Origin of the sequence: Corynebacterium glyciniphilum AJ 3170, assembly GCF_000626675.1 — a bacterium.
GTDB classification, from domain to species: domain Bacteria; phylum Actinomycetota; class Actinomycetes; order Mycobacteriales; family Mycobacteriaceae; genus Corynebacterium; species Corynebacterium glyciniphilum.
In genome coordinates, this window is sequence record NZ_CP006842.1 from 478,307 (window position 1) to 504,489 (window position 26,183).

Below are 26,183 nucleotides of genomic sequence, written 5' to 3' on the forward strand. Positions count from 1 at the left end.
GTGCGGAAAGGTTAAGGGCTGACGATGGCTGAGAACGACGGCTGGGGACGCAGGGACGGAGACGACTCCACCCGCGAGTTCCGTCCCGCCCCCGGCGGCGACCAGAACCCTTACCCACAGTGGGGCCAGCAACCCTATCCACAGCAGGCCTACAGTGCAGACAGGTCATCGGCCGGTCGGATCCTCCTGGTGGTCGTCCCGGTGCTGATCATCCTCCTCGTCGCTGCTCTGCTGGTCTGGAAGTGGGACGACCTCTTCGGTTCCTCCTCCGACGGTGCGGCTGCACCGGCGTCGATGACGAGTCAGCCCGCCTCACCGTCCGAGGAAGAGACGGGTGAGGAGACGACCGAGGAGACTCCCTCGGACACCAGCAGCGCCGCCCGACCTGACCGGCCGGACCTGCCGTCGGGGGCCGAACCGGTGAACGACGCCGCACGGAACAATGACCCCACCGGCGACTTCAACTCCGTGTACAAGTCACCGCCCACCGGCGACAACTACACCAGCGACGAGTTCGCTGAGGCCGTCCGCAACGCCTTCGTCGACGCCTACCTCGACAACCGGGAGACCGACCAGACCATCGACGTGCGCAGCCCCGTCACCGGTGACAGTTACCAGATGACCTGCACCGACGAAGGAAGCTACGTCCACTGCGCCGGCGGGAACAACGCGCATGTCTACATTGCGTAGCCGGGTGGGGTGGGCCACATCCGGGGTCGTGGCGATGTCCCTGCTACTCACCGGGTGTGTCATCGGCGACGTTGACCGGGACAGCTCGACCGGGACCTCGGACGCGGGGACCGTGGCTGTCACCACCGGTCCGGCCCCGACCACCGGCGGAGAACCCGGCCCGACAGCCGACAGTGAGTCGTTGGACCTCCCCACCGTTCCCGGTGAGGCCGGGGTTGTATTGCTCGACGCCGGTGATGAGCGTTCCGGCGGATCCCTGGCAGACCTCTCCGACGCGGCGTGGTCCACGAGCAAGGTGCCACTGGCCATCGCCGCACTGAACAACGCGCCGGGCGACGAGACCCTCGCCGGCCAGATGCGCCTGGCGATCACCGTCTCCGACAACGACGCCGCCGAGGCACTCTGGGCATCGCTCGGCGGCCCGGCTGATGCCGCCGCGGCCGTGCAGGACGTCCTGCGGGACGGCGGCGACATGACCACCACGGTGCCTGCCGAGAAGCGGCGTGCCGAGTTCAGTACATTCGGGCAGACTGCCTGGACACTCGACGACCAGGCCACCTTCGCCTCGGAGCTGCGCTGCATCAGCGGCTCAGGCCCCGTCCTCGACGCGATGGGGCACGTGAGCTCCGACCAGTCCTACGGGCTCGGGCGGTTCGACGGGGCCCGGTTCAAGGGCGGCTGGGGGCCAGGGGAGGACGGAACGTACCTGCTCCGTCAGTTCGGTCTGATTCCCGCGCAGGACGGCACGATGGTGCCCGTCGCGGTCGCAGCCACCGCAACGGACGGCAGTTACGAGTCCGCCCAGGGGGTGCTCGACCAGATCGTTGAATCGGTCTGGGACACCGTCGCCGGTGCTCACGGGGTAGCCGCGGACGGCGACTGCTGAATTCTCCACAGCGTGGGCTAGTGTCGATGGCTGTGGTACGCAGGGCAGCAAAGTCAGCGAGAACAACGGGAACGCATCACCGTGCGCCGGATCCCTCGGCGGGCACGGTACGGGCGAGCCAGCGGAATCTCTGGGTCGTCGGCGGCCTGCTGCTCGCCATCCTGAGCGTGGCCGTGTTCCTCAACGGACTCACCGCAGATGACGGGGATGAGGCAGAACGTCATCGGCGTGCTCTTGAGCAGGACGTCGCAGCGTCTTCGGCGCCGACCTCCGAGGAGGAGGCGGAGAACATCCGGGTCGCCCTCGCGGGGGTCACCGACGACATCTCGGAGGAGTTCGGTGTCACCGCTGGTACGACCATGCGGGCAGGCGGGGGAATCGTCCACGTCGGTGAACTGCAGGACGCCCCGGCGCTGTCGTCGATCAAGGTTCCGGTGTCCATCGCCGCGGTGCAGAAGAGTCTGCAGGACGGTCGTCCCGTGGAAGAGCTGACCGGTGACATCGACGAAGCCATCACCGTCTCTGACAATGACGCCGCGCTGCGACTCTGGGAGTCCCTGGGGTCTGACGATGAGGCGGCCACGGCACTCGGCGGCGTCCTGGGCCAGGGCGGCGATCCGACCGACACCACGGTGGACTGGAACCGTGACGATTACGAGGGCTTCGGGGACATCGCCTGGACCCTCGACCACCAGACGATCTTCGCCAACCGGATGGCCTGCGTCCTCGGGTCCGAGCAGCCACTCGACGCGATGGGGCGTCTCGCTGAGGAACACAGCACCGGGCTCGCGCAGCTCGAGGGCTCGCATGTGAAAGGCGGCTGGGGCGACACAGCGGACGGCAGCTTCATCCTGCGCGAGTTCGGGCTCGTCGGCCCGGTCGACGCTCAGGTGCCCGTCGCCGTGGCCGTGATTCCGGAAGACGGTCAGGAAGAGACGGCCCGCGAGGCCGTCGCCGAGATGACCCGCCGGATCGCCCCCCTGATCGACGAGGCGTCCGCCAACGGTGGCGCCGCCGAGTGCCAGGCCGGCTAGAACACACCGATCTGTGCGCCGACGGTTTCGGCGTAGTGCAGCTGGTCCACCCAGCCCGGGGCACCCGGCTGCACCTGGATGAACGGCCGGTTGGACGGCGCCTCGCGCGTCCGGCCGGCACGTGCCTCGTACCGTAGACGCGCGTCATGCCCGTCACGGGTCATCTGCCCGAGGTCACCGTCGGGGTCGGCGAGGGCGTCTCGCGCGGAGGTCAGCAGGTCGAGCGTTTCGTTCAACGCGGTGACCAGGGCGTCACGGTTGTTCTCACACATCGCCTGCACCAGGCGCGGTGCCGTGCCTGCCACCCGCGTACCGTCGCGGAAACTTGTCGCCGCCAGCGACAACGCCAGAGCGCCCCCCTGGTCCGCTGTGATGGAGAGCGCCTCGGCGACGACGTGGGGAAGGTGGGAGATCCGGGCGACCGCGCTGTCATGCGCCGCGGTACGCGCCGGCACGACCACCGCGCCGGTGGCCTCGGCCATCTCCACCACCTGACGCCAGGTACTCACCCAGGCCGGGTCGTCCCGCGCATTGTCGTGGGTGACCACCCACACCGCGTCCCGGAAGAGCCCACACATCGTGGCATCCCAGCCGGAGTCCGCCGTGCCGGCCATCGGATGACCGCCGACATAACGTGCCGCCAGCCCGTGGTCGGTGACCAGTGACAGGACGTCCCCCTTCACGCTGACCACATCGGTCAGCCCGCAGTCCGGGGCGTGCTCGGCGACAGCGTCAAGCAGCGACGGTAACGCGGGGACGGGGACCCCCAGGACGATCAGGGCGTCCTGTTCGGCGGCACGGCGTAGCGTCGCCACCAGGTCGGTGGAGACGTCGACACCATCGGCGGCGGCAGCGTCCACCGTGGACCGCGACCTGTTCCACCCGAACACCGGACGATCCGCTTCGCGCAGGTCACGCACCAGACTGCCACCGATCAGACCCAGGCCGAGCACACAGACAGGCAGGGGGGAGGTGGCGGCCGGGGACGGGGAAGCAGTGTTCACCTTTCAAGTGTGGCACAGGGCGACTACGGTTAGCGAGCATGAGTGGATTCGTCGTCGCAGCCGAACTCGCCGAGGGTGACTCCGGCGGCGCGTCGTGGCGCCTGCGCGTCCTGGAGAAGAACGTCCCCGGTGGTCTGCGCCCCTTGCTGGCCGACCTGGGCCGGCTCCGCGCCGCCGGTGTGCTGCTCGGCATGGTCTGTGTCGAGGATGACTGGTGTGCCCTGGTGCGCCCCGGCCCACGCGGCGCCCAGCTACTGCTCAGTGACGCCTCCGTGATCGTCGAGGACGACGACGAGCCCGGCATCGACCTCGCCCGCGACATCCTCGCCGACCTCGACGTCGACGGGCCCACCGACGACGACATCGATGACGCCGACGATCCCGACGCCCCCTGGCCCGAAGGAGACTTCGACATCCTCGCCGACCTCGGCGTCAGCGAACAGGTCCTGTCCGTGATCCTGGATGACGGCGACATGCTCGCCACTGAGCAGCTCATGCGCGTGGCCGAGGAGCTCGGCTTCGACGACGACCTCGCGGAGATCCTCGACAAGCTCGGGTACACCGGGTGGGCGTGACCGGTTCCGGCCTGCCTCGTCCCACCCGTGAAGAGCGTGACGACGCCCTGATGCGTCGGGCCCTCACCGTCGCCGCGTCTACACCGGAGAGCGATGTTCCCGTCGGCGCTGTCGTCGTCGGTCCCGACGGTCGGGAACTGGCCAGCGCCACGAACCGTCGGGACGTGGACGCCGACCCCACCGCCCACGCCGAGGTACTTGCCCTGCGTGCCGCGGCGACGGCCCTCGGCGACGGGTGGCGGCTGGAGGACTGCACCCTTGTCGTCACCCTGGAACCCTGCGCCATGTGTGCCGGTGCTGCCGTCGGCGCACGTATCGGTCGCATCCTCTTCGGCGCTTATGAACCGCGCACAGGGGCGTGTGGGTCCGTGGTCGACGTAGCGAGGGAATCCCCTCTGCACACCGTCGCCGTACGCGGGGGCGTCCTGAGTGAGGAGTGCGAGGAACTTGTCCGCGGGTTCTTCCGCAGTCGCCGTTGAGCATCTATCCTTGGTTCCCGTCAGAGCAGTACCCACAGCACAGTTCCTTCACGGAGGTTGGACACCATGGATTTCGGCGGACTCGCGGACAAGGCCAAGAAGGCCGTCAACGACAACCGTGACCAGGTCGAGGAGAAGGCCGGCGAGGCCATCGACAAGGTCACTGACGGAGACAAGGCTGACAAAGCGAAGAGCACCCTGAAGGACGGACTCGACAAGCTGTCCGGGAAGTAGTTTCCCGCGTTTTGCTCGCCGGGGTGCAGTTGTTGTACCTTTGTCGGCGGTGGCGTGACCGAGCGGCCGAAGGTACTCGCCTCGAAAGCGAGCGTCGTGTAACAGCGACCGGGGGTTCAAATCCCTCCGCCACCGCCACAGAACCCTCCCGGCAACGGGAGGGTTTTTCTCGTTGTTGCTGGGGATCCGCTGCGAAACAGGCGTCGGTTCAGGCGGACGGGCTAGGATTGTCTCTCGCACTGTGCTCCTACGTGGAAGGCTGACCTCTCCGTGGCTCTTTTCCTGTTCCGACTCGGCCGGTGGTCCTACCTGAGGCGGTGGCTCGTCATCGGGATCTGGGCGGTTCTGCTCGCCGCCGTCGGTGGTGGGTCACTGGTGATCCAGAAGGGCTACAACGACGTCTTCAGCATCGACGGGGTGCCGTCCCAGCACGCCACTCAGATGCTCATGGACGAGTTCCCCGGCACCGACAACCCCGCCGAGGCGTCGGACGTGAACCTGGTGTTCCAGGCCCCGGAAGGGGAGAAACTCAGCGACGAGAAGTACATGGGCGTCCTCGACGAGGTCGTCGAGGCTGTCCGTACCAACGTCGATGATTTCGGTGACGACTCCTCCTTCGGCAACCCGGTCGTCTTCAATGACCAACAGTCCCAGATGGTCATCGACACCTCCACCGAGATGGGGCTGCCCCGTGACGTCGCTGAGGCCGATGCCGCCAACGTCGCCACCCTCAGCCCCGACGGGCGGACCGGCACCACCTCCTTCGCCTTCGACGTCGACCTGCCCGCCGACGTCACTCCGGCCGACAAGGACGCGGTCAACGACGCCCTCGACATCGCGCGGGACGCCGGCCTGAAAGCAGAGGCCGGTGGCGCAGGTTTCGGTGACCCGATCGTCATCGAACCGATCAGCGAGGCCATCGGCCTGCTGGCCGCGTTCATCATCCTGTTCATCACCTTCGGCTCCCTCATAGCAGCGGGCATGCCGCTGATCAGCGCGGTCGTCGGTGTGGGCATCGGCGCGCTCGGTATCACCGGTGCGACCGCGTTCGTCCCTCTGAACAACATCACTCCGGTGCTTGGCATCATGCTGGGGCTGGCCGTCGCGATCGACTACGCCCTGTTCATCATGAGCCGGTACCGCGATGAACTCCGACACGGCCGGTCCAGACCCGATGCCACCGGCCTGGCGGTGGGTACCGCCGGTTCGGCAGTCGTCTTCGCCGGACTGACCGTGATCATCGCTCTCGTCGGCCTACGCGTAGCGAACATCGAGTTCCTCACCTACATGGGCTACGCCGCGGCGGCCACCGTCCTGCTCTCCGTCTTCGTGGCGCTCACCCTGGTGCCCGCTCTGTTCGGTGCCTTCGGCAACCGAGTCTTCCGGAAGGACGCGGCCGTCGGCGCGAAAGTCCGCGACGGAATGACGGTCGAGGAGGCGGACGATGCGGTGGCAGCGGCGTTAGCTTCCGGCAGCAGAGGCGCCCGACGGCGGGCCCGCGGGCAGCACGAGAAGAAGGCACGGAGAGCACGGTCGTCCTCCAGGGCGTCCCTCGGGACGCGGTGGGTGCAGCTTGTCCACCGTGCGCCCGGAGGCTTTCTGCTCGTCGTGATCGTGTCACTTGTCCTGCTGACTCTTCCGGCGATGAGTCTGCAGCTTTCCCTGCCGTCGGACAAGACGTCCCCGGTGGACAGTACCCAGCGGCAGTCCGCCGAGATGCTGGAGGAAGGCTTCGGCGCGGGGCGGAACTCGCCGTTCCTCGTCATCGTCAATACCGACGACGTGAAACCGGACTCCGCCGCACTGGCACCGTTGGTCTCCAGCGGGATCGAACCGGCGCAGGCTGCGTTCGTGACAGTGAAGGACCGGCTCGGCAACAACGTCGGAGTGAAACACTCGCAGCTGATCGGTGCCTCGGAAGACGGCTCAACCGCACAGATCCTGGTCACCCCGGAAACCGGTCCGACCGATGAGCGCACCGCGCAGCTCATCCAGCAGCTCCGGTCTCAGCAGAGCATCCTGGAGAACGAGACCGGCGTGGACATGGGCATCACCGGTCTGGTGCCGATCCAGCAGGACGTCACCGACAGGTTGTCCGACGCGATGCCGATCTACCTCGCTCTCGTCGTCGGCCTGGCACTGGTGCTGTTGCTGATGGTCTTCCGGTCGCTCATGGTGCCGGTGATGGCAGCAGCAGGATTCCTGTTGTCCGTGGGAGCGGCCTTCGGAGTGACTGTCCTGTTCTGGCAGGAAGGACTCTGGGGCCTGATCAACTCTCCCGGCCCCCTGATCAGCTTCATGCCGATCTTCCTCATCGGAGTCACTTTCGGCCTGGCGATGGACTACCAGGTGTTCATCGTCTCCCGGATGAGGGAGCGGTTTACCCTGCACAGCCACGAGGCTGCGAAGACCAGCAAGTACAACGCCGTCGAGGACTCGGTGATCGGCGGCTTCGGACTCGGTGCCAAGGTGGTGACCGCAGCTGCATTGATCATGATCTGCGTGTTCGCCTCCTTCATTGCCCAGCCGCTGCCGTTCATCCAGATCTTCGGTTTCGCACTGGGCGTCGGCGTGCTGTTCGACGCCTTCTTCATCAGGATGACCCTGATTCCCGCACTGATGTTCCTGTGCGGGCGTGCCACCTGGTACATGCCGCGCTGGCTGGACCGGATTCTTCCGTCGGTGGACGTCGAAGGTGCCAAGTTGGAGGACGCCTACTCTTCCGGGAAGGTTGAGCGCATGGAGGAGCCTGCTTCCGCGAGGATCTGAGTCACCCCTCAGAACGATCTCTGCCTCATGATCGTTCTGGGCGGTGACTCAGATCGTGGGGCATACGGGCGACGATCTTGTGGGGGTTCTGCTGAACCTGGATCCCGGTGATCTCTACTCCGCCACCGGTCTCGAGGACGACGACACGGGTCATGTCCTCGGAGACCGCGCGGAGCACCGGGCCAGCCGCGGTGTCGATGGCCGACACCCGGGGCATCCCGTATTTGCTGATCAGACCGGCAAGGAATCGGGTGACCCGGTCACTGCCGTACACAGGGTTGCGTGCGGCCCTGGTCAGACCGCCGGAGTCGGTCCACAGGATGCATCCCTCAGACAACTGTTCCACGAGAGTGCCGAGGTCCCCGGCATTCAGCGCGGTGGCCAGGGTGTCCAGATGGGAGCGGTCCACCAGCCGGGGGGCGTGCGTATCCGACGATGGTGTGGCCAGGGTCGTCCGGGCCCGACGGAGTCGCTGTCGCGTTGCCGCCGGGGTGCTGCCGACGATGTCTGAGATCTCCTGGTGGGACATTCCTGCGACGTCGCTGAGGACGACGACAACCCGGTCCACGGGACGAAGTGACTGGAGGATCCGGACGAACGCCAGATCGACGCCTTCGCCGAGCACAACATACTCGGCGGGGTCGTCCTGCACGGAAATTTCGGGCAGCCACGGCCCGACGTAGGACTCGCGACGTTTCGCCGCGGTCGTCGCAGCGTCGAGGGCAAGGCGGGAAACGACGACGGTCAGCCAGGCAGGCACGTCCCGCGGCTGCTGGCTTGTTCCGGCGACACGCTGCAGGCGTAACCATGCTTCGGAGACGGCGTCCTCGGCGTCCTCCCAGGTTCCGAGCACGCTATAGGCCAGGCCGAGCAGGCGTGGGCGTTCCCGGGTCCAGGTCGGGGTGGTCGTCATTTCTGCGAGAGTACGCCCAGCCGGTTCCACATGTTGATAGCGGCGATCTCACTGATCAGGGCACCGGTGGTCTTCTCACCGAACTCTTCGATCACCTGTTCCTGGAGTTCGACATCGAAATCGGTGTCTTCGCTGAGGCGCGTTCCAGCCGTGGTGAAGGCAAGAACGAGGTTGTCGGACGCGCTGAAGTGGGCGTCGGTGCTGTCTGGTGTCCAGTCCCGGATCGCGTCGATCCAGTCCTGTCCGAAGTCGTGTTTGAGGGCGTCGTCGGAGTGCATGCCGATGCAGAAACTGCAGCTGTTGAGGAAGGACGCACGCAGTTCGATGAGAAGGCGGGTGCGGCGGTCGAGTCCGCTGCGGGCGGCGAATTCGAAGGCTCCCGCCGCGGCATAGGTACGTTTATGGGTTTTCATCAGGTCAAGGTGGGTCATGGTCGATATCCCTCTGGCGTTCTGGTGGACAGGTTGACAGGGGAGAGACGGGATACCGGGTGACGATGTGACAATCTGCAGGTCAGAGCGTTCGGTGCTGTTCCGGTTTGACTGATGGTTGCCGCCGAGGGAATATACGGGTGGAAGAGGGGACGTTGTCGGGGAGATGCTCATGAACCACTGGGATCGAGGGCTACTCGGGTCGGATCAGGCGGCATTTATCGTCGAGCAGTGTGCGTCCGTCGTTCTGATCGAGGACCTCTCCTGGGGGTTGACGGACACCCGGGTGCTCCACGCCGAGGCTGGCGGGCGGGAGATGATAGTCAAGGCTGCCGGTAGGCGGAACAAACATATCGGGCGGGAGATCACGGGACGACAGCATGTGCCCGTGGCCTTTCTTGATCGGGGGACTGTCGGGGCAGTTCTTGCAGCAGATCGAGAACTCAACGTGGTTGCAGTCGAGTACCTCCAGGGGGACCTGGTTGAGGGGACAGAAGCTGAATATGATCCGGAGGTCCACCGGCAGGCGGGTGCTCTGCTGGCGAAGATTCATGAGGAGCCGGTGCCGGCGGACATGGATTACCCTGACTATGAATCACGGATGACGGCCAAGACACTTACTCTCCTTGACCGGGACCACCGGATCAGTGCGAGCACTGTGGACACGGTCAGACGGGTGCTCGCCGACAGTGCTCGACGCACCACGCCGACGGCCCCCGGTCGCCGGGTGCTTACACACGGAGACTGGCAGCCACGTAACTGGTTGATCGCCGGCGCCACACTGAGGATCATCGACTTCGGACGCTTCGATGTCCGGAGTGCGGAATCGGATCTGGGCCGGCTCGCTGTGCAGCAGTGGCGTGGCCGTCCCGACCTTGAACAGGCTTTTCTCGAGGGGTACGGTTCGGACCCCCGCGATCCGCGTACGTGGGCCGTCAATCAGATCCGGGAAGCGGTGGGGACGGCCGTCTGGGCACGGGAAGTCGGAGACCACGCCTTTGAGCAGCAGGGACACCGTATGCTCGCAGAGGCACTGGACCTGTACTGATAACCGGCTCCGTCCCGCACGGGGCAGCAGTCGCATTGAAGGAAACTCATGAGACGTGAGCTAGAGGAGTGTAGTGAGGACCCCGCCGTCCGCCCGTAATGCGGCACCATTGATCGCAGACGACCGCGGACTCGCGAGGTATGTCACGACATCGGCGATCTCTTCCGGCTCGATGAAGCGTTGCAGCAGCGAGGTGCCCCGCACCATGCCCTGCTTCAGATCATCTGTCGGTACCGCCCGTGCCGAGGCTATGGTTTCCACCACTCGTGCGACCCCGTCGGAGTAGGTCGGCCCGCCGAGGACGGTGTTGACCGTGACGCCGGTGCCACGGGTCAGTTTCGCGAGTCCATTACTCACAGCCAGTGACGCAGCTTTGGTTGCTCCGTAGTGGATCATGTCGCCGGGTACGTCCACCGCTGACTCCGTACCAATGAAGATCACGCGGCCCCAGTTCCGGGTGAGCATGCCATCCAGCAAGCCGCGTGCAAGACGCACACCGCTCATCAGGTTGACGTCGACGTATCGTTGCCACGCCTCGTCGCTGATCTCCATGAAAGGACGGACGTCGAACTGTCCGACGTTGTTCACCAGGACATCTACGGGACCGAGGTTGTCCAGCAGTGATTGCACGCCCCCCGCGTCTGTGAGGTCTGCCGCGATGCCGGACACCTGTGAGCTCGGAGAGGTCGTCTGCAGTCTCGCGACGGCGCACTCCACGCCGGCTGACTCACGGCCATTGATGATGACGTTCGCCCCTTCAGTGGCGCAGGCGGATGCCACCGCAAAGCCGATTCCTTGGGTTGACCCGCTGATGAAGATACGTTTTCCGCCGAGTTGAAGATCCATGCCGCCTCATCGTTCGATTTTTACTTTCCTGGGAAAGTGAATGCTACGCCTGATCACTTTCCTGTTCAAGTAAATGCGTAGGATAGTGCCATGGCTGAGACATTCGATCGCACTGAACTTGAGACATGGGCGTCGTTGGCCACACTCCTGGAGTGGTTGCCTGCGGCGCTTGACGAACAGATGCAGCGGGACTCCGGGCTCAGCCACTTCGAATACGGGATCCTCTATGCGCTCTCGCAGGCAGAGGATTCCACGCTTCGGATGAGCCAGCTCGCCGACTACGCGAACAGCACATTGTCACGGTTGTCGAGAGCGGTAGCCAGGTTGGAGAAACGGGACTGGATACGCCGCATACCTGACCCGTCGGACGGTCGCGTCACCGTAGCGATCCTGACGGCTGCGGGGCAGACCGCCGTGCGCGCTGCGGAGCCCGGCCACGTCGCCCTCGTGCGGCGCCTTGTCTTCGACTCCTTGACAGACACCCAGGTCTCGCAGCTTTCGGAGATCACCCGGCGGATCACCAGCGCGATACGTGAGGATCAGGGCTGGCGTCCGCGCAGTTCCGGGGGAGTGTCCGCGTAATAGCGGCCGAGGAACTCGTCGCGGTACTCCTCGAAGCGACCCTCGTCGATGGACGTGCGGATGTTCCGGGTCAACGTCGCCATGAAGTGGATGTTGTGCAGGGTGCACAGGGTGCCAGCCAGGAATTCCTTCGCGCGCAGCAGGTGGTGGATGTACGCCCTCGAGTAGTGGTCGCACACATAGCCGCCGAGCGACGCATCGATGGGTATGAAGTCGCGACGGTGGCGTCCCGCCATGAGGTTCAGGCGACCGTCCAGCGTGTACACCCCGCCACGGCGCGCCAGCCGGGTCGGTGCCACGCAGTCGAAGGTGTCCGCTCCTGCGGCAATGGCGGTAAACAGGTCGTCCGGCTCCGAAATCCCGAGCATATGGCGGGGCTTCTCGTCCGGCAGTTCGTCACAGACCCAGCCCGTGATCACGCCGAGGTTCTCTTTCTCCAGGGCGCCACCGATGCCGAACCCGCCGAACCCGCGGCGACCCGCCTCCTCCGCCTCCTTCGACAGCTCGACCAGGCCTCGCGCCGCCTGACGACGCAGGTCCTCGTACTGCGCGCCCTGGACCACGCCCCACAGCGACTGCAACGGCCGGTGACTGCGTTCGCCGGTCAGCCGGTCGTGCTCCACCAGGCAGCGTCGTGCCCAGCGGTGGGTCCGCTCCACCGACTCCTCCTGGTAGAGCCGGGTGTCCACCAGCGTGGTCAGCTCATCGAAGGCGAACATGATGTCAGCCCCGAGCCCGTGCTGGATCTGCATCGACTTCTCCGGAGTGAAACGGTGCTTCGAACCGTCGATGATGCTGCGGAAATCCACGCCGTCCTCGTCCACCAGGGCCATGCGCTCCTTCTTCACCGCGCGGATATCGCCCTCGGTGAGGTTCGCGACATCCATCGCCAGGACCTTCTTGAACCCGACCCCCAGGCTCATCACCTGGAATCCGCCGGAATCGGTGTAGGTCGGGCCGTGCCAGTTCTCGAACGCCGCGACGCCGCCGGCCGTGTCCACGATGTCCTCGCCCGGCTGCAGGTAGAGATGGTACGCATTCGACAGCATCGCCTCTGCCCCCGTCGAGCGGACCTGCTCCGGGGTGAGTGTCTTCACTGTCGCCTTCGTCGCAACCGGGATGAAGGCGGGTGTGTGGATGTCCCCGTGCGGTGTGTGGATCACGCCCGTGCGACCGTGGGCGGGTGCGCCGTCAACGGAGCCGACCCTGGTGCCGAGCTCGAAAGTGGTGTCATGTGCTGCAGGGGCCGGGGAGACGGCGGACTCAGTCATGGTGGGTCATTCTATCCGACACCCTGTGTGCCGCTGACAGGTTCAGTGGCTACCCTCGGCGGATGGAGAAACGAACTCCGTTCCCGAACTCATCAAGGAGATGCCTCCATGACTACCGCACGTCAGATCGTCCTCGCCAGCCGCCCCACAGGCGCGCCGACTGCGGAGAACTTCCGCACCGAGGAGGTCACGCTGCCGCAGGTCGGCGACGGGGAGCTTGAGCTGAAGGTGCAGTATCTGTCCCTCGACCCGTACATGCGGGGACGGATGAGCGCCGCGAAATCCTACGCCGCCCCCGTCCCCGTTGACGGCGTGATGCAGGGGGAGACAGTCGCCGAGGTAACCGTCTCACGCCATCCCGACTTCGAGGTAGGCGACCTCGTCCGCGCCCATACCGGGTGGTGCACCCACGCCGTGGTTCCGGCGACGCACGTGCGGACCCTGCAGACCCACGGCGCTCCGTCGACCACCGCTCTCGGCGTCCTGGGCATGCCTGGGTTCACCGCCTACGCCGGGATGAAGGTCATCGGGCAACCCAAGCAGGGCGAGACGGTCGCCGTCGCGGCGGCGTCCGGCCCTGTCGGCTCGATGGTCGGGCAGCTCGCCCAACTTGCCGGCGCCCGTGCTGTCGGTATCGCCGGTGGCCCAGAGAAATGCGCATTCGTTCGTGACGAACTCGGCTTTGACGCGGTGGTGGACCACCGTGACCCTGACTTCGCCGAGAAACTCGCCGACGCCTGCCCCGACGGCGTGGATGTCTACTACGAGAACGTCGGCGGTGCGGTGTGGGACGCCGTCCTGCCGCTGCTGAACAAGTTCGCCCGCGTGCCGGTGTGTGGCCTGGTCTCCCAGTACAACTCCACCGACGCCGGCGACCGTGACCGGCTGCCGGCAGCGATGGGCACGATCCTGGCCCAGAGCCTGCTCATCCGCGGGTTCATCCAGACCGAGTTCGCCGAGGAGTACTACCCCGAGTTCCTCGCCGAGATCGGGCCGAAGGTCGCCGACGGCACCATCAGCTACCGTGAACAGGTCGTCGAGGGCTTCGACACCGCGCCCGACGCCTTCATCGGCATGCTCGAGGGCAAGAACTTCGGAAAGCTTGTCGTCAAGGTCGACTGACAGGCGTCAGTGTGTGGAGGGTTGACGAGGTGGTCGTGCCCGCATGCGCTGCGGACATGGTCAGCCATGCCCGGGAAGGCTACCCGGTCCCGCGTCCGCCCACCAGCGCGTACAGTAACGGCAGCACCGAGATCACCATCATGGCCGTCCCGACCACCTGGGCGGCACCACCGTCGGCGCCGCCGCGGAGTACCGCGCCACCGATGACGAGCCCGACGAAGATGATCGCGGCGACGACGCGCACCGCCGCGCGCTCCAGGCGTTTGAGCTGCCGCTCGACCTGCGGGGTGTTGACCGACAGGTCGCCGCTTTCGATCATGGTGATCGCGTTGTCCAGGCGACGGGGCAGCCGTCCGAGTACCCGAGCCGTGGTCACCGTCGTCATGAGCGCACGGTGGGCCAGGTCCTTCGCCGAAGAACCTGCGCGTTCCCTGATCAAGCGTGCAGCGAAAGGCTCCACCGAATCCCAGATATTGAACCGGGGGTCCAGGGTGGAGCACAGCCCGGAGAGCATCGACACCGCCCGCATGATCAGCAGGAAGTTCTCCGGAAGCTGGAACGGCATTGAGCGGATGACATCGCGGAACCGCCTGGCGAAGTCCTCGAACTCACGGGGGTCGACGTGCTGCAGATCCATTACTCCCATCCCGCCGAAGCGGGCGAAGAGCTCGGTCACTGCCACCTGGAGCTCCGCGGTGTCCGCGGTAGGGAGCAGCACACCCAGGCGCTTCATGGCGGCGACCATGCCCGGACCGTCCTGCATGCCTACCGCGACAACCAGGTCCTGGAGCTGCGACTTCAGTTCGTCGTCCACGGTGCCGGTCATCCCGAAGTCGATGAAGGTCAGACGGAACCCACCGGTGTCGTCGGCAGCGTCCGGCGTGACGAAGATATTCCCTGGGTGAGGGTCGGCATGGAAGTGGCCGGTCTCGAAGAGCTGCGTGAACATCGACTCGGCGAGCCGTTCGGCAACCACGGACGGGTCGATCCCGGTGGCGCGCAGACTGTCGACGTCACTGATCTTGATCGCCGTGACGTCCTGTAGCGTCAGGACGCGCCGGACGCTGCGCTCCCAGACGACCGTGGGTGCGTCCACGAGCGGGGACGCTGCCTGGAAGCTTGTGCGGAAAGCATCTGCTTCCGCTCCTTCGTGCAGGTAGTCGATCTCCTCGTAGCTGGTACGGGCGAATTCTTCGACCAGGGCGGGGACATCCGCACGGACAGAAATGAAGCGGATCCGTGACAGCCAGCGGGCGATACGGCGGAGGGCGGCTAGGTCAACCTCCACGATGTCGGCGATCCCGGGTCGTTGGATCTTCACCACGACATCGGTGAAACCGACGTCGGCGGCCTCCTGTGACCTCAGACGTGCCTTGTACGCCTGACCCAGGGACGCCGCCGCCAGGGGTGTCGGAGTGAACGCGTCGAAGGCCCGGTCAAGCGGCATGCCCAGCTCGGCCTCCGCCAGCGAGCGCATGGCGTCGAAGTTCTCCGCCGGGACCTTGTCCTGCAATTCGGCGAGTTCATCGGTGACGGACGACGGCAGGATGTCGATACGCGTCGACATGAACTGGCCGACCTTGATCATCAACCCGCCGAGACTGGTCGCCAACACACGGAACCGGGCAGCGGCGCGGACGAACCGGCGCTCCTGTCCGCGTTGGCTGAGCTTCCGCAGACCGAGACGTGGCAGCACAATCTCGAACCACCACATCTGCACCATCAACCGTAGGCCGAAGGCGATGATGCGCCGGTAACGGCGGCGAAGACCTCGCTCGCCGCGCCGCTGGTCAGTCTTCTGGGACACCGTCGGCACCGTCGCCGCGGGTGTCCTCAGCGAGGATGGCGTAGATCTTTCGGCGGGTCTCGTCGAGCAGTGCAGTCGCACGACGGCGCTGGTCTTCGTTGCCACTGAGAGCGATCTGGTGCACCGCCTGGCCGAGCTTCACCCCGGACTTCGGCAGTTCCCCGCGGCCGTCGAACAGTCGGGTGAACGCGTCCCACGGTGCCGGGGCAGTCTCGTCTTCGCTGACCTCGGTAGCTTCAGCTCGCCCCGCTTCGGTCAAGGTGTACGTCCGACGGCCGTCGGACTCCTCCACGGTGGCCAGTCCCTCGTCAACGAGGAGCTGCAACTCCGGATAGACATCCGCGGCGCCCGGCGGCTCATGACCGTCCTGTGCGTCGTGCCGGTCAGCGATCTCGCGGACGACCTGACCGCCGTGGCGGGGCCCGTCGGAGAGGACCTCGAGTACTGTCGCGTGGACGCTCCGACGGGGTCGCGTCTGCTCCTGCGGCGTGGCCTGCGACGGGAGCGGCAGGTAGCCCCGCACGTTCTCGAGAAGGTTCCACAGCGCCGCCGGATCCGGGGCGCCGTCGTATCGGTTCTGGTGAGAGTATCCCATGTCAGCGCCTCCATGCGCCTGGTGACGGAAAGATGGACCACTCCAACGCTACCTGCGCTCCCTGTCCGGCACCTGGGAGTTACCGGTCAGCGGCCGTTGGCGCGGAGCACCTCGACGGCACGCACCGTGGCGTGGCCACGCCATTCCAGCGGGGCGGCGGCCGAGTAGCTGGTGAAGTCGACCGGCCAGCCGCCGTCGGAGCACTGCGACTCCGCCAGTCGGTCCAGGTCCGCAGCGACCGCGCGGCCGTCCAGCAGCCTGCGAACGGGATGTCCGGGGAACGGGGCGATGTCGAGAAGGTGGAGGGTCTCGCCCTCAGCCCCACCCGCCACGGGGACTGCACCGTCCGCCGGGACGAACCTGCTCAGGTGGTTGATCAGCCCCGCGGTCTCACTGCCACAGGCTGCGTCGAGCAGTTGCAGTGCGAAGGAGAGGACGTAGGCGGAGGGTGGGGCGTCCATGTCACGGATCGCGTCGAAACAGTAACGGGTGGCTGTCGACAACCACGGGTGATCCCGCACGGTTGCATCGGTGCGGGCGAGCAGATGCGCCTGGGCGGCGACCGCCGCCGTGATCTGTATCGAGGATTCTGACGGGTCCGTCTGGGCCCAGAACGGCGCACAGCCGGACGGATCGGCGATAGGGAGCGCGAACGGCAGGCCGCCGTCCGGCAAGGTCGCCGACTGCAGCCAGTCAAGCAGCGCAACGGTGTGCGGAGACCTCGCAGGAACAGCAGTGACCAGTGCTTCGAGGGCGTGCAGTGCACCGGCCGGCTGACTCTCTGCGGCCCGCAGGTCGGGTTCCAGGCCCCATCCGTATCCGCCGTCGGGGTTCCGGTAGGCGTCGAGGCCGCGGATGACCGCCTCCTGCCCGGTTCCGGTGGTCAGCACCTCGAACCGCCGACAGTCGAGGACGCGGGCGTGGGTGGTCATGAACTGTGACGCGAGAGTCAGGTCGATGCTCATGGCCCCATTCTTCCCCGAGACCGGGGATGTCGTCGGACGGCGTTATCCTGAATGCTATGACAGACTCCCGCACCAACGGCCGCTATGCCCCGAGCCCCAGCGGCGATCTGCACCTCGGTAACCTGCGTACCGCTGTTCTCGCCGAAGCCTGGGCGCGTGCCACGGGGCGTGGATTCGTCCTCCGTATCGACGACATCGACGCGTCACGGTCCTCGGAGATCTCGGCTGACCGTCAGCTGGAGGATCTCGACGCCGTCGGTGTCACCTGGGGCGGGGCAGTGGCTCGGCAGTCGGAGACCGTCGACCGGTACGACGTTGCCCTGGAGCGACTCCAGGAGGATGGCATGGTCTACGAGTGCTACTGCTCCCGCAAGGACATCCGCGAGGCCGCCCGCGCTCCGCACGTTGTCCCCGGCCACTATCCCGGCACCTGCCGGGACCTGGATGACACCGAGCGGGAGAGCCGACGGGACGCCCTCGCGGCGGAGGGCCGGGTCCCGTCATTGCGGCTGCGCGCACACGTCGGTGAGTGGACGGTGCGGGAGGCTTTCGCCGTCGAGGGTGGCCACTACACCGGCGACGTCGATGACATGGTGCTGCGGCGAGGTGGCCAGGGGGGCGCCGACGTGGGTTTCGCCTACAACCTCGCCGTCGTCGTCGATGACACACTGGCTGGAGTCGACCAGGTCGTCCGTGGTGATGACCTGTTGAGTTCCGCGCCGCGGCAGGCGTACCTGGCACACCTGCTGGAGCTGCCCGAGGTGGAGTACGTACACGTCCCCCTGGTGCTCGGACCCACCGGTGAACGACTGGCGAAGCGGGACGGGGCGGTCACGCTGCGTGAGATGCCGGGCGAGACGCTCAGGGAGAAAGGGCGTGCGGCGCGGGAGTGGATTGACCGCTCGATCGGGGAGGAGGCGCTGGCTGATCCGGCGTTGCTGAGTCATGTGCCGGTCACCTGGGAGGGGTGAACCCCTGCGCACAGCCTCAGCGGACCGACCGTTTCCGGAACACCGGGGCGACCTTCTCCGCCGCCGCTTTCTGCGCGATCCGCGTGTTCTTCTCGGTGAGCAGTCGGAACTGGCGAAGCCGTTCCCGGAGGAAGGTGACTCGGGCGCCGGACGTCCAGGTCTCGTCGACGAGCTTCTTGGCGTAGGCCACGGAGTCGGGTGAGCGGGTCGCGATCAGCGCGGCGAGTGCTTCAGCGGCCTCCACCGGTTTTTCGGAGACCTCGCTGGCCAGTCCATATTCTACCGCCGCGTGGCCGTCGAAGACCTCGCCGGTCATCGTGAGTTTCTTCAGGACGTCCGCCGGCAACTGTTGCTTGAACGCCTGCATCCCGGACATGTCGGGAATCAGACCCCACTTCGCCTCCATGATGCTCCACTGGGCGTCGGAGGTGGTGAACCGCCAGTCGGCGGCGAGTGCCAACTGCAGACCGCCACCGAAACAGTGCCCGTGCACGGCGGCGATCACCGGGACAGGCAGGCGGCGGAACCCCCAGCATGCTTCCTGGAACTGGTTCGTCCCGCGCCACGGGCGGGACAGGAACGACAGTGCCATTGCCCCCGGAGTCTTCATTACGGTTCCGAAGTCGAGCCCGGCACTGAAGGAGCGGCCCTCACCGGAAAGGACCACGGCACGGATCGTCCGGTCCTTGCGGATACGGTGCGTGATAGACACCAGCTCGTCGAGGATCTCGAGTGTGAGGGAGTTCAGCTTGTCCGGACGGTCGAGCCGGACGTGGGCGATCCGGGTGGGGCCGTCGGTAATGGTGAGGGTGGGGAGACCAGTCATGGGGCCAACGCTAGAGCACACAACACGCCGGCGTGCGTGAACGGCTGTCAGGCGCGCGACTCGTCCACCGCCGTGAAGCTGTCATCCAGTTCGTCAACGGTCCACGGCACCGACGCCACCGTGGGCTGGCTCAGCGCCATCGCTGACGTCTGGTCCGGTAGGTATGCGGCCCCACTTTCAACAGCGGTGAGCTGGTCCCAGCCGTTGAGACTCGACGGGTCGACCCCGATGGCCCACATCGCCAGGAAGTCGGTGTTCAGCATGTCGATGTTCTCCTCGGCGATGAAGGCACGTGAGCCGTCCTGGCTGGCGGCCCTGATCTCCTCGGGCACGCTCATGCCCAGGTCACTCAGGAACTTGTTCGCAGGGTCATTGTCGTCGGTGACCACCGCGAGGCCCTGCTCGCTGATCTGCCCGAAGGCGGCGCTGGCACCGTCGAGCCTCGGATGCGCGTCCTTCGTCTCATTGATCTTGTCGTCCACGTCCTGGATCAGTCCAGTGGCCTCGTCGGATTTGCCGAGGATCTGGCCGGCGAGTTCGGTCACCTCACGCCAGTCGTCCGACTGGGTGTTGTCCCCGACGACGGCGATCGTCGGTGCGATGGCGTTGAGCTTGTCGTAGGTGGCCTGGTCAGGAACATAACTGACGAAGATGACGTCCGGATCCTCCGCGGCGATGTCCTCGCTGTTGTCACTTCTGCCGTCCGCGCCCGCGGAGTAGGTCTCGACCTGCCCTGAGTCGTTGTTTGCCCAGGGTTTGTCGTTGTCATATCCGTCGATGCGGTACTCGATGTCGACAGGTTCACCGAGGGCGCTGAAAGCATCGGTCCAGGCGGGGGAGAAGCTCACGACCTTCTCCGGATTCGTCGGAACATCGGTGGTGCCCATGGAGTGGGTGACCGAGACGGTCTCGGGCGCAGCATCCGGGGAACCGGTGGAACTGGACTCGTCGCTGTCGTTGGAGCAGGCGGTCAGGACGGCGGTAGCCAGGCACAGGACGGCGGTAGCGGTGCCGCGTCGGCGGCGACTTTGTGCGGGGAAAGTTGTCATGGTAGCGAAGCCTATACTAAGTTACTGGGACTATGGAATACCTCTTATGGGACTCTGACCGGTGACGGTGGAGAGCAGGAGCCTGCCGTTCTACCGGGCAGGTGAACTCAGCTTCGACGTCCGGGCGTTCGGGTGGGAGGAGGTCTTCGCCAGGGACACCGTCTGGGGTGACCACTCGCACCCCACCCATGAGCTTCTCTGGCACGACTACGGCTCCGGTGCCGTGAGGGTCGGTCAGCGTGTATGGACGATCGCGGGAGGCGTGGCATTGTGGATTCCGGCCGGGCTGGTGCATGCCGGACGTGCTCACGCGGGGTCACGTCAGCGCACCGTCCACTTCACTGTCGACACCCCGGCGTTGGGGGAGGACCCGGTCACTGTGGAGCTCACCCCGCTGCTCGGCCTCCTCATTGACCGGCTTGGTGTCAAGGGGCTCGGTGAGCGCTCCCGTGAGCTGACCGAGCGGATGATCCTCGACGTCATCACGCCGTCCGAGAAGGAGCTTGTCCTTTCTGTGCCGACGTCGGAGCTGATCAGTCCGATCGTCGAGAGGGTGCGGGACAATCCAGCGGACCAGACCACGTTGAGTGTGTGGGCGACCCGTCTCGGCGTGAGTACGAAGACGGTCACCCGCACCTTTGAGGCGGAGACCGGGCTGGGATTCAGCAGATGGATTGCGATGGCCAGAATGAATCGTGCGGTGGTGCTGCTGGGCGCGGGAGATGAGATCGCCGATGTGGCGGAGCAGGTCGGGTACCGGTCGGCGAGCGCTTTTATCACCGCATTCCGACGGGCGACGGGCCTGACGCCGGGGCAGTTCAGGTCTCCGGAATAGCGGCGGACCACTGTCCGATCGGCGAAACTGTCTGTCCTGAATGCGTGATTGCGAACAGGGTACCCTCAAAGCTACTTTGAGCAGGCATGCCTTATCCGGGCGTGGCACCTCTGACGTTTCCCTCCCGCCGAAAGGTTCGACCCCATGACCCGCACACCGTTCCGGGGCACACCGCTCCGTACGTTGTTGATCTCGCTGCTGGCTGTCTTCGGTCTCGTACTGACCGCCTGCTCCTCCGATGACGGTGGAAGCGGAGGTGACGGCGACAGCTCCGGCGATACGATCACCATCGAGCATGCATTCGGCAGCACCGAGATCGAGGGCACACCGGAGCGCGTCGCCACCGTCCAGTTCGAGAACCAGGAAGTCCCGTTGGCACTCGGTGTGGTCCCGGTGGGCATGGCCAAGGCGAACTTCGGCGGCTCTGACGTCCTGCCCTGGGTGCAGGAGCAGCTCGACGAACTCGGAGTCAGCGGCGACGACGAGCCTGTCCTGTTCGACGAGTCCGACGGCATCGACTTCGAGGCGGTCTCCGACACCGCGCCGGACGTGATCCTCGCCGGATACTCGGGGCTGGAGCAGGAGGACTACGACAAACTCTCCGAGATCGCACCCACGATCCCCTTCCCCCAGGACCAGGTTGCCTGGGGCACTCCGTGGCGCGAGAACATCGAGATCGAGTCGAAGGCCATCGGCAAGGAGGACGAGGGCAAGGACCTCATCGCTGACCTCGAGTCGCAGATCACCGAGGTCGCCGACGCCAACCCGGAGATCAAGGGCAAGAAGACCATGTTCCTCACCCACGTGGAGATCGGAGACCTGAGTAAAGTCAGCTTCTACACCAGCCACGACACCCGCCCGATGTTCTTCGAGGACCTGGGCATGGAGGCCCCGGATTCCATCAAGAAGTTCTCCGAGGAGAATGACTCGTTCAGCGGTACCATCAGTACCGAGCAGGCTGACGTCTTCGACGACGTCGACATCATCGTGACCTACGGTGACCAGGAACTGCTCGACGCCATGAAGGACAACCCGGTGCTCGGGCAGATTCCCGCGATCAAGAACGACGCCGTCGTCCTGCTGGAGAACGACGAACTCGGCACCGCAGCGATGCCCACCCCGTTGGGCATCCCGTACATCCTCGACGACTATGTCAAGGTGCTCTCCGACGCTGCCGCCAAGAGTGAGAGCTGACACCGGCCCCCGCAATGACGACGAGCACGCCCACACGTACCGCTGAGAGCACGGCCGAGCGTCTGCGCCGCTCGACGGCGATGCGCACCCTCTGGTTACTTCTCGCGGTCGCTGCCCTGCTGGTCGTCATGGCAGTCTCTACCGCCGTAGGCTCGCGCAGCGTCGGACTCGAGGACATCCTCGCCGCCTACACCGGCGCGGCGGAAGGATTCGACCAGGCTGCCGTCGCCACCCGTATTCCCCGTACCGTCCTGGCGGTCATCGCCGGGGCCGCACTCGGTGTCACCGGAGCAGTGATGCAGGGAGTCACCCGCAACCCACTGGCCGATCCGGGGATCCTGGGGGTCAACACCGGTGCAGCCCTCGCTGTCGTCCTGGGCATGGCCTACCTCAGCCTGAGCACCCCGGGAGAGTTCATCTGGGTGGCTATGGCAGGGGCGGCGGTCACTGCCGTCGTCGTCTATGTCATCGGCTCACTCGGCCACGGTGGTGCCACGCCACTGAAACTCGCCCTGGCCGGATCTGCCACGGCTGCGGCATTGACCTCCTTCATCAGTGCGATCATGCTGACCCGGACCGATCTCGTCGACGTGGCACGGGACTGGCAGATCGGCGGTGTCGGTGGCGGTACCTGGGCATCGATCCGGCTCGTCGCACCGTTCCTGGTGGTGGGGTTTCTGATCTGTCTGCTCTCGGCCCGTGGCCTGAACTCCCTCGCCCTCGGTGATGAACTAGCCGCAGGTCTGGGGGAACGGGTTGCGCGGACCCGTGCCGCGGCTGCTCTCGGCGCAGTCATCCTCTGTGGGGCGGTGACGGCGGTGACCGGCCCTATCGGCTTCGTCGGTCTTGTCGTCCCACACGCCTGCCGATTGCTCGTGGGTGTCGACCACCGCTGGCTGATTCCGTTCTCGGCGGTGACCGGTGCCGTGCTGCTCGTCGCCGCGGACGTGCTGGGTCGCATCGTGGCCCGGCCCTCCGAGCTGGAGGTCGGTATCCTCACCGCCTTGATCGGCGCACCGGTCTTCATCGCCATCGTCCGACGTCAGAAGGTGCGTGCCCTGTGACCATACCCTCCACTGTCGCGGCCGTGGCCGCAGAACGCCGGGGACGTCTCCGGCGGTGGTGGATCCTTGTCGGGATCCTGGCCGTCCTGGTTGTCGCGATGTACCTGGTCTCCCTGTCGTATGGTCACACCGTCTACCCGTTGAAGGACGTGTGGCGCGTAGCCACCGGGGAGACGGTTCCTGGTGCCAGTTTCACCGTCGGACGACTCCGCCTGCCCCGCGCATCCCTCGCAGTGGTCTGCGGCCTGGCGTTCGGACTCGGCGGCGTGGTTTTCCAGACGATGCTGCGTAATCCTCTGGCCAGCCCCGACATCATCGGTATCAGCTCCGGTGCCTCGGCGGCGGCCGTGTTCGCCATCCTGACCCTCTCACTCAGCCAGGCAGGTGTCTCCGCCTTCGCGATCGCCGCCGGTCTGGCCGTGGCGGTCCTGGTGTTCGCCCTCGCCTGGAAAGGCGGAGTCGCCGGGACGCGCCTGATTCTGGTCGGCATCGGTGTGTCAGCGATCCTCACCAGTCTCACGAACTGGCAGTTGTCCATGGCACAGAGCTGGGACACCCAGACCGCCATGCGGTGGCTCACCGGCAGTCTCAACAACGCCACCTGGGAAGACGTCCTTCTCGTTCTCGTCGCCCTCGTGGTGCTGGTACCGGTGCTGCTGGCGCAGTGGCGCAATCTCGCGATCACCCAGCTGGGCGACGAGACTGCCGGTGCGCTCGGTGTCCGTGTCTCCGTCACCAGGCTGGTCCTGGTGATCGCTGGCGTCGGGCTCATTGCCTTCGCCACTGCGGCGGCCGGACCGATCGCTTTCGTGGCCTTCCTCTCCGGTCCGATCGCAGCACGACTCGTCGGGCCGGGAACCAATCTGCTCATCCCGTCCGCCCTTGTCGGGGGTCTGCTGGTCCTCGTCGCTGACTTCGCCGGACAGTGGGCATTCGACGCCCGCTACCCCGTGGGGGTCATCACCGGCGTCCTCGGCGCACCCTACCTGATCTACCTCATCATCCGGACCAACCGGCGCAACGCCACTGGAGGTGCACTGTGACGACCCACCACACGCTGACCGTCGACGACCTGACCCTGGGGTACGGCGACCGGACCGTGATCCGTGGCATCGACCTTTCCGTCCTGCCGGGGAAAGTCACCGGCATCATCGGCGCGAACGCCTGCGGAAAATCGACGTTGTTGAAGTCGATGTCGCGCCTGTTGAAACCTGCCTCGGGGCAGGTCCTGTTAGACGGCAAAGACGTGCACTCCCGTCCTGCCAAGGAACTTGCACGAACGCTCGGCCTGCTGCCCCAGTCGCCGATCGCCCCGGAGGGCATCACTGTGGCGGACCTGGTGGGCCGCGGGAGGCACCCGCACCAGGGCATCATGTCGCGATGGTCGGCCGCTGACGATGACGCCGTCGCCTTCGCCCTGGACACCACCGGTACCGCCGCATTGGCGGACCGGGCAGTCGACGAGCTGTCGGGAGGGCAACGCCAGCGCGTGTGGATCGCTATGGCGTTGGCGCAACAGACTGACCTGATGCTGCTGGACGAGCCGACGACGTTCCTGGACGTCTCGCACCAGGTCGAGGTACTCGACCTTCTCACCGACCTGAACAACTCCGCCGGGATCACGATCGTCATGGTGCTGCATGACCTGAACCTCGCGGCGCGCTACTGCGACCAGGTGGTGATGATCGCCGACGGGGGAGTGGAGGCGGTGGGTGCGCCGTCCGAGATCTTCACCGAAGAGCGGGTGGAGAAGGTCTTCGGGCTACATTCCCGGATCATCGAGGATCCGGTGTCCGGGACACCGCTGGTGCTGCCTATCGGCCGCCACCGGGTGCTGTGAGGGAAAACCGTCAGAGCCCGAGGTTCGCGCGCAGGGTAGAAGTGCCGGAGAGACGGGGACGAGCCCCCAGCGCAACGAGCTCGGGGAGTACCTCGTCACAGAGGAAACGGATGTCTTCGGGAATGGCCCGGGGCATCAGGATGAACCCGTCCAGGCCGGCCTTGTCGGCGATGCGTACCATGTCTGCGGCGACGTGGGCACCTGATGCAGGGTCGGACGAGGCAGGGGAGTGGAAGTGCAGACCGCGGACCTGCTGTTCACTGGAGCTGCCGAACTCCGGAAAACCACAGGAGGACAGGAAGAAGCCGGGCATCAGACGAGGAGCGTTCGCCCCCGTCCTTCCTGCCTCAGCGGCGAACGCGCGTAGAGTGTCAGCCGTCGTGCGCGCCGTGTCGATGTCGTTGAGTGCCGTGAATACCACATCAGCGTCGTTCGCGGCGGTGCGCAGGAAACTGTCGGAGGCACCGGCCATCACCACGACGGGCCTACCCTGCGGTGACCGTTGGAGAGTCAACGCGCCGGACACATCGAAGTGCTCGCCGTGGTGGTCGACGGGGCGGACGGCCCCTGGGCGGAACCACCGACGGTGTTCAGGATCTGCCACGACTGCGTCGGCAGCCCAGGATTCCCAGAGATGTTTGACCAGCGCCACGGCCTCCGCATGACGGGTTTTCATCTGTTCTCGCGAGGTCGCGGGACGGTGGGCGAAGTTGGACTGCTCCAGCCCCGGGTGCGAGGACACGGCATTCCACCCGGCCCGTCCGTGTGAAAGGTGGTCGAGGCTGAGAATCTGGCGTGCCAGTGGGAACGGTTCGTACCAGGTCGTGGACATCGTGGGAACCAGGCCGATGCGGGAGGTGACGGCTGCAAGATAGGAGAGCAGCGTGATCGGCTCGAACCACGAGTCCGCGATGGATGGGTCAGGTGGAGAAGCGTTGGCGACGTGTTTGTCGGGGAGGAAGAGGAAGTCAAGGCCGGCGGCGTCACAGTCACGGGCGAGTTCTTCATACAGTGACGGGTCCATCGCCCGGGCACAGAATTCGGGGGATTCCGGCCAGATACGCTGGTGCTGCCAGGGGCTCGAGGGGAGGACGCCAAGGTACATAAAGTGAGCCTACCTTTATTTCTCTTGCTGCGGTCGGGGCGTCCTCTG

Annotated in this window: 27 protein-coding genes and 1 tRNA gene; 17 read left to right on the top strand and 11 right to left on the bottom strand. The window is 65.9% G+C overall.

What is annotated here, in order from left to right; genetic code table 11:
* The first annotated feature begins 24 nt into the window (after positions 1–24).
* From CGLY_RS02270 to CGLY_RS16620, 3 genes are read left to right on the top strand one after another with little or no spacing between them, the layout of a single operon-like run.
* Positions 25–690: a hypothetical protein gene (locus CGLY_RS02270; protein WP_052539504.1), complete on the top strand. Its 666-nt coding sequence runs from the start codon at positions 25–27 to the stop codon at positions 688–690.
* Complete coding sequence (locus CGLY_RS02275) at positions 674–1,576, top strand: serine hydrolase (protein WP_227590347.1); 903 nt, start codon at positions 674–676, stop codon at positions 1,574–1,576. The genes CGLY_RS02270 and CGLY_RS02275 overlap by 17 nt, the downstream gene beginning before the upstream one ends.
* Positions 1,577–1,602: 26 nt before the next feature.
* Positions 1,603–2,610: a hypothetical protein gene (locus CGLY_RS16620; RefSeq protein ID WP_144313616.1), complete on the top strand. Its 1,008-nt coding sequence runs from the start codon at positions 1,603–1,605 to the stop codon at positions 2,608–2,610.
* Here CGLY_RS16620 and CGLY_RS02285 read toward each other — a convergent pair.
* The gene (locus tag CGLY_RS02285; protein ID WP_052539506.1) at positions 2,607–3,614 is read right to left on the bottom strand and encodes a prephenate dehydrogenase; all 1,008 of its coding nucleotides are present in this window, start codon (positions 3,612–3,614) and stop codon (positions 2,607–2,609) included. The genes CGLY_RS16620 and CGLY_RS02285 overlap by 4 nt on opposite strands.
* A 38-nt stretch (positions 3,615–3,652) precedes the next feature.
* Between CGLY_RS02285 and CGLY_RS02290 the strand changes: the two genes are divergently transcribed.
* From CGLY_RS02290 to CGLY_RS02305, 5 genes are all read left to right on the top strand, one after another.
* The gene (locus CGLY_RS02290) at positions 3,653–4,189 is read left to right on the top strand and encodes a tRNA adenosine deaminase-associated protein (protein WP_038545799.1); all 537 of its coding nucleotides are present in this window, start codon (positions 3,653–3,655) and stop codon (positions 4,187–4,189) included.
* Between the two features lie 50 nt (positions 4,190–4,239).
* On the top strand, positions 4,240–4,668 hold the full coding sequence (locus CGLY_RS02295) for a nucleoside deaminase (protein ID WP_038550936.1): 429 nt from the start codon (positions 4,240–4,242) through the stop codon (positions 4,666–4,668).
* A gap of 66 nt (positions 4,669–4,734) precedes the next feature.
* Positions 4,735–4,902 carry a hypothetical protein gene (locus CGLY_RS17660; RefSeq protein WP_169736914.1) on the top strand — a complete coding sequence of 56 codons (168 nt, stop codon included), beginning with the start codon at positions 4,735–4,737 and terminating at the stop codon, positions 4,900–4,902.
* A gap of 48 nt (positions 4,903–4,950) precedes the next feature.
* Positions 4,951–5,040 (top strand) — tRNA-Ser (locus CGLY_RS02300).
* A gap of 132 nt (positions 5,041–5,172) precedes the next feature.
* Positions 5,173–7,671 carry an MMPL family transporter gene (locus CGLY_RS02305; protein WP_038545801.1) on the top strand — a complete coding sequence of 833 codons (2,499 nt, stop codon included), beginning with the start codon at positions 5,173–5,175 and terminating at the stop codon, positions 7,669–7,671.
* 25 nt (positions 7,672–7,696) lie between these two features.
* Here the strand turns inward: CGLY_RS02305 and CGLY_RS02310 are convergent, their stop codons facing one another.
* Positions 7,697–8,584, bottom strand: a complete 888-nt coding sequence (locus CGLY_RS02310) for a sigma-70 family RNA polymerase sigma factor (protein WP_052539508.1) — start codon at positions 8,582–8,584, stop codon at positions 7,697–7,699.
* The gene (locus CGLY_RS02315; protein ID WP_038545804.1) at positions 8,581–9,015 is read right to left on the bottom strand and encodes a carboxymuconolactone decarboxylase family protein; all 435 of its coding nucleotides are present in this window, start codon (positions 9,013–9,015) and stop codon (positions 8,581–8,583) included. Before CGLY_RS02315 ends, CGLY_RS02310 begins: the two co-directional genes overlap by 4 nt.
* A 172-nt stretch (positions 9,016–9,187) precedes the next feature.
* Here CGLY_RS02315 and CGLY_RS02320 point away from each other — a divergent pair, with 172 nt between their 5' ends.
* Entirely contained in the window at positions 9,188–10,063 is an 876-nt protein-coding gene (locus tag CGLY_RS02320) for a phosphotransferase family protein (RefSeq protein ID WP_038550939.1), read from the top strand.
* 60 nt (positions 10,064–10,123) lie between these two features.
* On the opposite strand, the gene CGLY_RS02325 is transcribed toward CGLY_RS02320, so the two are convergent.
* Positions 10,124–10,909: an SDR family NAD(P)-dependent oxidoreductase gene (locus tag CGLY_RS02325; protein WP_038545807.1), complete on the bottom strand. Its 786-nt coding sequence runs from the start codon at positions 10,907–10,909 to the stop codon at positions 10,124–10,126.
* A 90-nt stretch (positions 10,910–10,999) separates the two neighbouring features.
* Here CGLY_RS02325 and CGLY_RS02330 point away from each other — a divergent pair, with 90 nt between their 5' ends.
* Positions 11,000–11,491 (top strand): MarR family winged helix-turn-helix transcriptional regulator, encoded by a 492-nt coding sequence (locus CGLY_RS02330; RefSeq protein ID WP_038545816.1) that lies wholly within the window; start codon positions 11,000–11,002, stop codon positions 11,489–11,491.
* On the opposite strand, the gene tgt is transcribed toward CGLY_RS02330, so the two are convergent.
* Complete coding sequence (tgt, locus tag CGLY_RS02335) at positions 11,449–12,762, bottom strand: tRNA guanosine(34) transglycosylase Tgt (RefSeq protein WP_038545819.1); 1,314 nt, start codon at positions 12,760–12,762, stop codon at positions 11,449–11,451. The genes CGLY_RS02330 and tgt overlap by 43 nt on opposite strands.
* A gap of 108 nt (positions 12,763–12,870) precedes the next feature.
* Between tgt and CGLY_RS02340 the strand changes: the two genes are divergently transcribed.
* Positions 12,871–13,884 carry an NADP-dependent oxidoreductase gene (locus CGLY_RS02340; RefSeq protein WP_038545823.1) on the top strand — a complete coding sequence of 338 codons (1,014 nt, stop codon included), beginning with the start codon at positions 12,871–12,873 and terminating at the stop codon, positions 13,882–13,884.
* A 79-nt stretch (positions 13,885–13,963) separates the two neighbouring features.
* Here the strand turns inward: CGLY_RS02340 and CGLY_RS02345 are convergent, their stop codons facing one another.
* From CGLY_RS02345 to CGLY_RS02355, 3 genes are all read right to left on the bottom strand, one after another.
* Entirely contained in the window at positions 13,964–15,691 is a 1,728-nt protein-coding gene (locus tag CGLY_RS02345; RefSeq protein ID WP_038550940.1) for an ABC1 kinase family protein, read from the bottom strand.
* Complete coding sequence (locus CGLY_RS02350) at positions 15,675–16,286, bottom strand: PadR family transcriptional regulator (protein ID WP_052539512.1); 612 nt, start codon at positions 16,284–16,286, stop codon at positions 15,675–15,677. Before CGLY_RS02350 ends, CGLY_RS02345 begins: the two co-directional genes overlap by 17 nt.
* Positions 16,287–16,372: 86 nt before the next feature.
* Positions 16,373–17,251 (bottom strand): hypothetical protein, encoded by an 879-nt coding sequence (locus tag CGLY_RS02355; protein WP_038545826.1) that lies wholly within the window; start codon positions 17,249–17,251, stop codon positions 16,373–16,375.
* 56 nt (positions 17,252–17,307) lie between these two features.
* On the opposite strand from CGLY_RS02355, the gene gluQRS reads away from it, so the two are divergent.
* Positions 17,308–18,222, top strand: a complete 915-nt coding sequence (gene gluQRS / locus CGLY_RS02360; RefSeq protein WP_038545830.1) for a tRNA glutamyl-Q(34) synthetase GluQRS — start codon at positions 17,308–17,310, stop codon at positions 18,220–18,222.
* 16 nt (positions 18,223–18,238) lie between these two features.
* Here the strand turns inward: gluQRS and CGLY_RS02365 are convergent, their stop codons facing one another.
* The gene (locus CGLY_RS02365) at positions 18,239–19,048 is read right to left on the bottom strand and encodes a crotonase/enoyl-CoA hydratase family protein (protein WP_038545834.1); all 810 of its coding nucleotides are present in this window, start codon (positions 19,046–19,048) and stop codon (positions 18,239–18,241) included.
* A gap of 47 nt (positions 19,049–19,095) precedes the next feature.
* Entirely contained in the window at positions 19,096–20,097 is a 1,002-nt protein-coding gene (locus CGLY_RS02370; RefSeq protein ID WP_227590348.1) for an ABC transporter substrate-binding protein, read from the bottom strand.
* A gap of 67 nt (positions 20,098–20,164) precedes the next feature.
* Between CGLY_RS02370 and CGLY_RS02375 the strand changes: the two genes are divergently transcribed.
* The 5 genes from CGLY_RS02375 to CGLY_RS02395 all read left to right on the top strand — a co-directional run bounded on the left by CGLY_RS02375 (position 20,165) and on the right by CGLY_RS02395 (position 25,030).
* Positions 20,165–20,932 carry a helix-turn-helix domain-containing protein gene (locus CGLY_RS02375; protein ID WP_227590349.1) on the top strand — a complete coding sequence of 256 codons (768 nt, stop codon included), beginning with the start codon at positions 20,165–20,167 and terminating at the stop codon, positions 20,930–20,932.
* A 144-nt stretch (positions 20,933–21,076) separates the two neighbouring features.
* Positions 21,077–22,126, top strand: a complete 1,050-nt coding sequence (locus CGLY_RS02380; RefSeq protein ID WP_052539513.1) for an iron-siderophore ABC transporter substrate-binding protein — start codon at positions 21,077–21,079, stop codon at positions 22,124–22,126.
* A gap of 14 nt (positions 22,127–22,140) precedes the next feature.
* The gene (locus tag CGLY_RS02385) at positions 22,141–23,190 is read left to right on the top strand and encodes a FecCD family ABC transporter permease (protein ID WP_038545840.1); all 1,050 of its coding nucleotides are present in this window, start codon (positions 22,141–22,143) and stop codon (positions 23,188–23,190) included.
* Positions 23,187–24,233 (top strand): FecCD family ABC transporter permease, encoded by a 1,047-nt coding sequence (locus tag CGLY_RS02390; protein ID WP_038545843.1) that lies wholly within the window; start codon positions 23,187–23,189, stop codon positions 24,231–24,233. Before CGLY_RS02385 ends, CGLY_RS02390 begins: the two co-directional genes overlap by 4 nt.
* Positions 24,230–25,030, top strand: a complete 801-nt coding sequence (locus CGLY_RS02395; protein WP_038545845.1) for an ABC transporter ATP-binding protein — start codon at positions 24,230–24,232, stop codon at positions 25,028–25,030. Before CGLY_RS02390 ends, CGLY_RS02395 begins: the two co-directional genes overlap by 4 nt.
* Positions 25,031–25,040: 10 nt before the next feature.
* Here CGLY_RS02395 and CGLY_RS02400 read toward each other — a convergent pair whose 3' ends face one another.
* The gene (locus CGLY_RS02400; RefSeq protein WP_052539514.1) at positions 25,041–26,135 is read right to left on the bottom strand and encodes an LLM class flavin-dependent oxidoreductase; all 1,095 of its coding nucleotides are present in this window, start codon (positions 26,133–26,135) and stop codon (positions 25,041–25,043) included.
* Between the last annotated feature and the right edge of the window lie 48 nt (positions 26,136–26,183).